Origin of the sequence: Arcicella sp. LKC2W (genome assembly GCF_034931005.1) — a bacterium.
Lineage (GTDB): Bacteria > Bacteroidota > Bacteroidia > Cytophagales > Spirosomataceae > Arcicella.
The window spans coordinates 1-9319 of the sequence record NZ_JAYGIN010000044.1 but is presented as its reverse complement, the minus strand read 5'-3'; the positions used below and the strand labels follow the sequence as shown (position 1 = coordinate 9319).

Annotated in this window: 7 protein-coding genes; 4 read left to right on the top strand and 3 right to left on the bottom strand. The window is 35.0% G+C overall.

From position 1 onward, the window contains the following. Nucleotides 1-200: 200 nt before the first annotated feature. On the top strand, nucleotides 201-434 hold the full coding sequence (locus VB796_RS23050; protein ID WP_323348956.1) for a hypothetical protein: 234 nt from the start codon (nucleotides 201-203) through the stop codon (nucleotides 432-434). Between the two features lie 244 nt (nucleotides 435-678). Here the strand turns inward: VB796_RS23050 and miaA are convergent, their stop codons facing one another. Then, nucleotides 679-1590: a tRNA (adenosine(37)-N6)-dimethylallyltransferase MiaA gene (gene miaA / locus VB796_RS23045; protein WP_323348955.1), complete on the bottom strand. Its 912-nt coding sequence runs from the start codon at nucleotides 1588-1590 to the stop codon at nucleotides 679-681. A gap of 163 nt (nucleotides 1591-1753) precedes the next feature. Beyond that, on the bottom strand, nucleotides 1754-2803 hold the full coding sequence (locus tag VB796_RS23040; protein ID WP_323348954.1) for a PIN domain-containing protein: 1050 nt from the start codon (nucleotides 2801-2803) through the stop codon (nucleotides 1754-1756). A 242-nt stretch (nucleotides 2804-3045) separates the two neighbouring features. Between VB796_RS23040 and VB796_RS23035 the strand changes: the two genes are divergently transcribed. Continuing rightward, entirely contained in the window at nucleotides 3046-3708 is a 663-nt protein-coding gene (locus VB796_RS23035; RefSeq protein WP_323348953.1) for a DUF2461 domain-containing protein, read from the top strand. Between the two features lie 156 nt (nucleotides 3709-3864). On the opposite strand, the gene VB796_RS23030 is transcribed toward VB796_RS23035, so the two are convergent. Then, nucleotides 3865-6696 carry a glycosyl hydrolase gene (locus VB796_RS23030; RefSeq protein ID WP_323348952.1) on the bottom strand — a complete coding sequence of 944 codons (2832 nt, stop codon included), beginning with the start codon at nucleotides 6694-6696 and terminating at the stop codon, nucleotides 3865-3867. Nucleotides 6697-6974: 278 nt separating this feature from the next. Between VB796_RS23030 and VB796_RS23025 the strand changes: the two genes are divergently transcribed. Beyond that, entirely contained in the window at nucleotides 6975-7655 is a 681-nt protein-coding gene (locus VB796_RS23025) for a hypothetical protein (protein ID WP_323348951.1), read from the top strand. 198 nt (nucleotides 7656-7853) lie between these two features. After that, the gene (locus VB796_RS23020) at nucleotides 7854-9023 is read left to right on the top strand and encodes a glutathionylspermidine synthase family protein (protein WP_323348950.1); all 1170 of its coding nucleotides are present in this window, start codon (nucleotides 7854-7856) and stop codon (nucleotides 9021-9023) included. Nucleotides 9024-9319 lie beyond the last annotated feature (296 nt).

Here is a 9319-nt window from a genome sequence, read left to right as displayed (position 1 = left end):
TTAATAAAGCAACACCGCTGACGGGGTGAAAAACCGCCGTCAGGGTTACGGAAGAAGACCCTGACGGCGGTTTTTCACCCCGTCAGCGGTTAATTTGGGTCAAATTTGCATTTGCATTTTTAAGTACATAATTCCGAATATTTATTACGCTTCCAACGATAAAATTTAGTTATTAAACTCTCAAACAGAAACATCAAACGATGAAAAATTTCACGATTATCGCAAGTTTATTTTTGTGTATCATCCTAACTAACAATGCCTTAGCAATGGGTTTTCCACACAATTTGTTAGCGGGGAGAAAGGGAGTCAAGAAAGAAAAAATAAGTCACACAGTGCATAATAATATTCCTAAAAAAGTAATAATGTTAAAAGATGGACGTTTTAGTCAAGTAGGAAAGAAGGTATTTTTTTACCTTCTCACCCATAAGATATAGGACATTTTTAGAACATATTATCTATTTAGTTTTGGTTTAAGGATGATTTGTAGCGAAGCTCATTGGGCTTCGCTACATTTGTTTTTGATGGATAGAACACGGATTTTACGGATTTGACAGATTTTCACGGATAAAATTTAGTCTTCAGTCAATTTTTTTTAAAACCGTCGTCTCAATTATTCAAAACAGACAATAAGAATCTGTGTGAATCTATTAAATCCTTAAAATCTGTGGTCTATTACTCCTATAAATTCATTTGTTCTTGAACAAAAGCCATAATCTCTTCCTCATTTTTGGCATCAAACCAATTAAATTCATCTTGATTTTTAAACCATGTCATTTGGCGTTTGGCGTATCGTCGGGAATTTCTTTTTAAAAGTCTCACCATTTCGTCACGGTCATATTCTCCGTCGAGGTGTTCGTAGATTTCTCGATAACCCACCGTTTTTAGAGCGTAATGTTCTCTAAAATCTATAACAGATTTGGCTTCATTTTCGAGTCCATTTGCCAACATCATATCCATGCGTTTGTCAATGCGTGCGTATAGTTCCTCACGTGGGCGTTCCAGAGCGATTTTTATCATCTTAAAAGGTCGCTCTACTTTTTGATTTTTCCTAAAACTTGAAAAAGGCAATCCCGTTGAAATACAAACCTCCAACGCTCGTAAAACTCGTTGTGTATTCTGAATATCAACTTGTTCGTAATAAATCGGGTCGAGTTGTTTTAATTCATTAGCCAAAGGTTCTAAACCTTCATTTTCAAGGCGTTCTGCTAATTTTTGACGTAATTCCAAGTCCGCTTCGGGCATTTCGTCAATACCATCCGTTATCATTTTGATAAACATTCCTGAGCCTCCTGTGAGAATTGCCACGTTTTTTTTCTGAAAAATTTCGTCTAAAACCGCTAAACAATCACGCTCAAAATCACCCACAGAATAATAATCTTGAATAGAATGTGAATCAACAAAATGGTGCTTTACGCCGTCCATTTCTTCGGTGGTAGGTTTTGCCGTTCCGATGGCAAGTTCACGGTAAAACTGACGGGAATCTGCTGAAACAACTTCGGTATCAAGAAGTTTGGCGATTTTTACACACAAATCAGTTTTGCCAACCGCCGTTGGTCCAACGATAATAATAAGGGTTTTGGAAGAAATCATGGTGCAAAATTAATGCAGTCTTGGCGATTTGCAAATTAGCATTGCTTCTCAATCAGAAATAAGCTATTTTACACCTTTTTAGTCTTTAACTTGTTGAAAATACCACAAAGGCGAAAAAACCATTACGCACTACCCTATAAAAACACAAAAAAGAAAGGCATATCTATAAATTTATACTCCTATTATTATTTATTTCTTTAAGTTTTGCAAAAGCAAACTCTTGCCCCGATAATGGACTAAATTCAACTTCTATTGACACAGGTAATATAACTCTTTCACTTACTTCTTCAGTTATTACATCAATACCATACCAATGATTATCTTCTTTATCACACCATGCAGTACCATAATCATCATAGATAACTTTTGCATTAATGGTAAATGCAACATTAAGTTCTATATCTGCAGAATTCTCTCTAATAAAATTTATTGAATAATCAGAAAAAGTACATTCTAAAATTTCCATATCATCAATACTATCAAATCGATAACCATCGTGTCTAAATTTCAAATACTCCAAACAAATACTTTCTAACTCATTTATAACTTCAATCTTCAAAACATCTGTAAACTTTACATAAGTATCATTTATCAATTTCAGTTTTTCTTCATGTTTTTCTCTCTTTTGAAGCTCGATAACCTTCTTATTAATGTAACTCTTAAAATCTTCAATTGGTATTAAATTTGGTGTCTTATAATTTAAAATATCTTTATCTAAAGATAATGTTAAACATTTTTCCTTATTTATAATACACCATTGTTCCATAGTTTCAATAGCAAAAGCATCAGGAAATTCGTACTTCTTATTTCCTTCTTTAAAAGGAAATTCATTTGAGAAATACCGCTTAAAAACGTTACCAATATCTATTGTGGGATAATTAATAATTTCCACTTTACCTTCAATAAGTATTTCATCAAATTTCCCAATAATTACTCCATACTCTTGTTCTACATCCACTCTACGTAAAGAAAAGGCATTCTCGTAATTATCACTATTTCTCAAGATGCTACAATTTTTATAATTCTTTTCATAAAGAGGCTTTATCTCTTTTAACTTTTTCAATATCCTGGCTTTTACCTCATTATACGTTATCTCAGGAACTAAAATTTTTATTATTCCCTTCATTCCTAATTCTATAAGTTGTTTTAGTTTAGCCCCCTCTATAAAATTTTCACTTTCAAAAATTGATGTGTCAACAAATACTATATCCATATATTATTTAATTTTTTGTACAATATCACAAATATATCACCACGAAGTGATTTATAGTTATATCCATTTTCAAAAGCTATCGCCTTCGGCTAACAAATCAAGCAAAAGTCATTTGTACATGAGATGTTGTTTAATCTTGGCGATTTGCAAATTAGCATTGCTTCTCAATCAGAAATAAGCTATTTTACACCTTTGTTGGAAGATTTTACCACAAAACACGAATAATACCGAATTAAATAATAATGGAAAACAGTTTAAAATTTCTCGAAAAATTAAAAGAAAACAACAATCGTGAGTGGTTTGCTCTGCACAAACCAGAATTCGATTTAATTGTACAAGAAAACAAAGTTTTTTTCAATGAGGTTTATGCTGAACTTCAAAAACACGATAGCATAGACAAAATCCACATTTTTAGAATTTACAAAGATGTTCGTTTCTCCAAAGATAAATCTCCGTACAAAAATAATTTAGGCGTTAGTTTTTCTCGAACTAAACCTTTATTGAGAGGTGGATATTATTGCCATATTGAACCAAACAACAGTTTTGTTGGGGGAGGATTTTGGGCTCCTAACAATGAAGATTTGCTTCGTATCCGTAAAGAATTTGAAATGGATACTTCTGAAATTGAGAAGGTTACATCAGATGAAACCTTCGTAAAGTATTTTGGAGAACTTAAAGGTGAAGATGCCGTAAAAACCGCACCAAAAGGTTTCGATAAAAATCACCCTGCTATTGATTTGATAAGAAAAAAGCAGTTTGTCGTAATGCGTTCTTTTTCTGACGAAGAAGTTTTATCTACCAATTTTCAGCAAGAAATAATCGCCACTTTTTTGGCTATGCGACCATTTTTCGATTACATGAGTGAAGTGCTTACTTCGGACTTAAATGGAGAGGCGTTGAATTAGTGAGTGGTGATTAGTTATTGGGAAATGGGAGATTTCTTATTTAGTCGCTTGCCTCTGGCGAGTGACGACTATTAATTGGCATCTTGCCAAAGTCTTAGGCTGGAAGCCTGATAATAGTCGTCACTCGCAAGATGCAAGCGACTGAAATAGCTTATTTTACTTCAAAATCTCAACCGCCGTCAAAGTTACTTTTCCTAAAATTCCTGAGTCTTTTGGAGTCCAGTTTTTAGTGGTAAAATAACCATCTTTCCCTAAATTTTCTTTCAATCTCGCCGAAACGTTAATGTTATAAAATTTCTGCCAAACAACGCCTTTTTTCTCCAAAGCAATTACTCTATTTGCCATTGAGTTGGCTACTTCAATCGTCAAAACATTCTGAGATTTCAAGATATTGGCAGGTACAAATATTTGATAACTTGGCCCAATTAATGTACCTAATTCTTTACCGTTTACACTTACTTTGGCACTTTCTGACACTTTTCCCAAATCTAACCAATAGCCAGACTTTGAAACTTTTGCTAATTTAAAATTATGCGAATACGTAGCAATTCCTGAGAAGTTTTTATAATCGTCTCCTTCAAAATTTGTCCAAGAGTTTAATGATTTTATTTCAACTGCTTTTGGCAAAATTTCGCCTCCTTCGGTAAATGACACTTTCCAGTTTCCTGCTAATTCTTGTGCTTTAGTAACTGTTTTGAAATATGGGTATTTCTCCGCTTTTACTACGTCATTATGCGTTTCTAAAATGATAGATTCTCCAGCCATTAATTGGACATAAACTTCGTTGGTTTTTGCGTTATATTTGGCTAAACCTAATTTCTCCGTCATCGGATTATACAAGGCTACCGACTGGAATGGTGTTTCTATTTTCACCCAACCATCAAAACTTTTATCAGACTGATTATTAATGAAATAGGTTTTACCGTTGGCATTTATTTTACGAATATTGGTCAAGCCTTTATCAATCATTGTCTCTCTTTGAACTTTGGCGGCGGCTAATATTTCGCCTAAATTTTCTCCCAAAATAAAACGTCCTTTACCAATATTTGCCTGACTTACTCCTGCATTCTTAGTGAAATTCAATTGTGCAATTAGGGCTTTGAATTTTGCCTGACGTTCTCCTAAATTACCTAATCCTGGAACATCTTGCGGCAATTTATTATGAATAACAATCGTTGCTCCATCTTTGGCTAATTGTACTAATTTCTCAAAAGTTTCTAATGGAAGCGTCTCATTTTCAGACAGTAATACAGTTTTCCAAACTGTCGCTCCACTCATGATTTTTGTATTAGACACGCTCAAATTCCCAATTTGTCTATCCGAAATATAGTCGAAAGAATAAGATTTATCAATCATATTCTGAGCAACAGTTTTAAAATCTGTATTGTTAAATTCTGGCGTTACACCGTCAAAATGTTGCAATAATCCTTTTGGCGTTTGTTCAGCGAAACGGTCGTAAATCGGGAAGTATAAAAGAACGTCATTGTCTGGTTTGGTGTCTTGCAAAAAGGTTTGCGTACGAGCCACGTATTGGTTTAAAGCTCCAAAATGTTTCCAAAATGGATTATGTGGCGTAAAATGCGTTGCGGCATAAAACACCCAACCTGGAAATGGCTCATTTTGTGGAGAGTAGTTTGTTCCGTGATAAAAAACATGATTCACGCCACCCAAAAAGAACAAATCAAGGTCTTTTTTGACATCGCCTAAATTGGATAAAAAATGCTCATTATCCCAAGTTGCAGATTCAGAAGAAGTCAATTTTTTATTCATCACATTAGAAGCCGACGACGCAAATTTGATACGCAATAAATCTGTCCCTTCAATTTCTGGAATATCCACCATCGAGTATAAATCTAAGGTATTTCCTGGTGAACCATGAGCTTGATTTCTTACGATTTTACCACGAGAATGCCCCCATTTTGCCCAAGCAGACGTATATTTCTCTAAAATTAAATCAGAAATAGTTGTTCTATAATCGCATAAAACACGGCTATTTAAGTCTGTTTTTTCTTTACTAAAAAGGTTTGGCAAATAATTACGAAGGTCGTAGCCACGTCTTTTTTGAAACTCATTAAAAAGCTCAGGTGTCCAGTCGGCTTGTCCTTTGGCATCATCTACTTCGTAAGAATCATTGAAAAAAGCACGCATCGAACTTACGTCTGTTCCTGCAAAAGCTTTATCAAATTCTTTCAAATAATTATTGATTGCTTTTTCTGAAAAATGGTCAATTACATCACCTTCGCCACCCGGCCCTGCACGCTCAACCATTTTACCATGCCAACCTGAAAATATAGCAAAAAGCGACCAATTTCCACGAGTTGCCGTCCAATTCAACTGACCATCTAAACCAACTTTATCGGTTAAATTTACTTTTTCACCCGTATCAGAATATGCCATTAGGGTTTCCAAAGGCAATATTTTGTCAAATTTCACTTGGTCGATGGCTAATTCTTGTAAATTATCATTTTTGCCAACTGGTTGTTTTAAATCTTTTGGTTGTACATTTTTCGGTAATACAAAACGTATCATGGCTTGTTGCTGAAAAGTGATGGTTTCTGCCAATTTTTCACCTTCTTTCAAATTATACACCTTGTGAGCTACATATCGACAAGCGTCTTCTGGCTCAACCCAACGACCACCAAATGGCCAACCCGAAGCATTGGCTAAGTCAATGCCCAAGCCTAAACGTGTTCCTTCATTAAGTGTATGTTTGAACAACGAAACCCATTTGGGCGAAAGAAAATCTACAAACTGACTTTCAGCACCTTTTACACCATAAATTGGGGTAATTTCCAAACCTCCCAAGCCAACTTTTTGGTAGTTTTCCATGTTGAAGGTCAAGTCTTTAGGATTTACGGCATTGCCTTCCCACCACCAACGTGACCACGGTTTTGTTTGTTGTGTAATGGGTTTCCATTTGAGGGTTTGGCTATTTCCAATGAATGAAAATAACAGAAAAAGAATAACGAATAATCTTGAGATTGTCATAATTAATTTATTTGGTAATTAGGAAAGGTAAAATCCTGTTTTTACTACTATTACAAAAATATAGGGGATTTAAAACTTTGCCTTTCCGTACACACATGGACAAATGTAATGATTTTGAAAATTGGTAGCGGCGTATAGCATACGCCAAAATACGTGTATGCTGGCGTATGCCATACGCCACTAAACACCATTTTGTCTATTCCAAAAACCATTCTTCCCATTTTTGACAAAATGTTTATCTTTTGCAATACATTTGTTCTGATAAAACCAAAACAATTATGACACTTATACGCAAACACTCATTTATTCGCCAAATCAAAGATATTTCTATGAGCGGCACTTTGGCTTTGGCTATTTTAGGGAACTCGGTCATGCTCCAAAGTTGTGGTAATAGCAATTCTTCGGAAGACGAAGATGATTACGAAGAAGTAGAAGTTTATACAAAAGGTGTAAAAACCTACATTTCTGAAACCTCAAAAGGACAATTCAAAATTACAGATGAAACGGAAGTTCCTGCTGATAGTTCGGTTGCGATTGTGACCTATTTAGATGGCAAACAAGAACGCCTTTCACCAAGAGCCGTTCAAGCATTAATTGATAAGGATATTAAAGAACGTCCAACTATTATTGGACAAAATAATAATCTTTCTAATGCTCTTTTATTCGGAGGAATGGGCTATTTATTGGCAAAAACAATGAGTCCGACTTATGCAAATTATCGCCCAGACTTAAATCCAAAAACAAATAACTCAACCGATACAACCCACCGCAGAAGACATCATTCTGGAGGCTTTTTCTATTATCCAATGATGAGCCGATATTATTCATCGCAAAGTGCTTTTCAAAAATCAAGCGGTATTCATGAAAACATTGGAAGTTCACGCACTATCACAAGCCGACCTTCAAGCGGAAGAAGTGGTTTTTTCAGAAGCACAGGCAGAAGCGGATTTAGAGGGTAAACTACTTCGTAATGATGGAACTATCTACAATTTGACTTAGACCACGGATTGTACTGATTTAACAGATTTACACGGAAAAATTAAAGAAAAATCAGTATAAATCTGTTTTATCCGTGTTATCTGTGGTCTAATTTCGTCTTGCGACAAATAGTAGATAATTCCGTTGTAAAATCCGTGTTCCATAAACCAACACACAAAATGAAATTTAAAAAACTTAATATCTCCCCTACCCAATCGCTCCAAAATGCTGGATTTGATTGGCTTTTGGGTGAAAACACCTTGCCTTACGTGACCAACGAAATGGTTGTGGTTACTGAAAAAGAAGCGGAAAATTATTACGAAGCCGCCAATGAACTCTACGAAATGTTTATCGAAGCTGCTCAATATGTGGTTGATAATGAGAAGTTTGCTGAGTTAGGTATTCCTGAAGAATTGATAGAATTGGTCAAATTTTCTTGGGAAAATGATAAAAATTGGCACTTGTACGGACGCTTCGATTTATCGGGCGGTTTAAACGGAAAACCCATTAAACTCATTGAATTTAATGCTGACACTGCCACTTGTATTCCCGAAACGGCTACCGTACAATGGGCATCTTTGAAAGCCAATGGATTAGACGAAAGTTCACAATTCAATACGCTTTATGAGTCGTTGGTAAGTCAGTTTAGGGAATTAAAAAGTCAAAATGCTGAGTTTGAGCCTACGCTTTTAATCTCTACAATGGAAGGTTATCCAGAAGACGATACCAATATGCAACTCTTGGGAGAAGCCGCCGAAGAAGCAGGTTTTGAGGTAACTTTTGAACACATTGAAAACGTAGAATTTTCGGTAGAACAAGGCATTTATAAGCAAAATATTGAAGATGGCAGTTTTACAAGATATGATTTTTGGTTTAAACTTGTGCCTTGGGAATACATTGGTTGGGACGAACCCGAATTGGCGGAAATCTTAACGCAAATTGTGCAAAGCAAAAAAGCCGTTGTGATGAATCCTGCTTATACTTTATTATTCCAATCAAAGGGACTTTTGAAGGTTTTGTGGGAATTATATCCGAATCATCCACTTTTATTAGAGACTGATAATAAACCACTTATCCATAAATCTTGCGTACAAAAAGTATTATTTGGGCGAGAAGGAGCGAATATAAAAATCCTTTCAGCCGTAGGAAATACGCTTGAAACCACCGAAGGCGAGTATTTTGAACAGGACGTTATTTATCAAGAATTTACCGAATTTCTACAAGACGAAGCAGGCAAATATTACCAAGCAGGTATATTTTTTGCGGGCGAAGGAGCAGGTTTAGGTTTTAGATGTGGCGGAAAAATTATTGATAATAAAGCACAATTTTGTGGGCATTTAATTACGTAGAGACGTTGCCTGCAACGTCTTGGGTAGAACAATACACAACATTAGATTTTTACTGATGTGAAAATCTAATGTTGCAGGAAATAAATAAAAAAGACGTTGAAAAAATGTTTGGGCGAAATAAATAAAAAAGACGTTGCAGGAAATGATTGGCGAAATAAATAAAAAAGACGTTGAAAAAATGATTGGCGAAATAAATAAAAAAGACGTTGAAAAAATGATTGGCGAAATAAATAAAAAAGACGTTGAAAAAATGATTGGCGAAATAAATAAAAAAGACGTTGAAAAAATGATTGGCG

What these genes read in the sequence shown, in the direction of transcription:
- VB796_RS23025 (WP_323348951.1), top strand. Translation starts at nt 6,975, where the DNA reads ATGACACTTATACGCAAACACTCATTTATTCGCCAAATCAAAGATATT.
- VB796_RS23050 (WP_323348956.1), top strand. Translation starts at nt 201, where the DNA reads ATGAAAAATTTCACGATTATCGCAAGTTTATTTTTGTGTATCATCCTA.
- VB796_RS23030 (WP_323348952.1), bottom strand. Translation starts at nt 6,696, where the DNA reads ATGACAATCTCAAGATTATTCGTTATTCTTTTTCTGTTATTTTCATTC.
- VB796_RS23020 (WP_323348950.1), top strand. Translation starts at nt 7,854, where the DNA reads ATGAAATTTAAAAAACTTAATATCTCCCCTACCCAATCGCTCCAAAAT.
- VB796_RS23040 (WP_323348954.1), bottom strand. Translation starts at nt 2,803, where the DNA reads ATGGATATAGTATTTGTTGACACATCAATTTTTGAAAGTGAAAATTTT.
- miaA (WP_323348955.1), bottom strand. Translation starts at nt 1,590, where the DNA reads ATGATTTCTTCCAAAACCCTTATTATTATCGTTGGACCAACGGCGGTT.
- VB796_RS23035 (WP_323348953.1), top strand. Translation starts at nt 3,046, where the DNA reads ATGGAAAACAGTTTAAAATTTCTCGAAAAATTAAAAGAAAACAACAAT.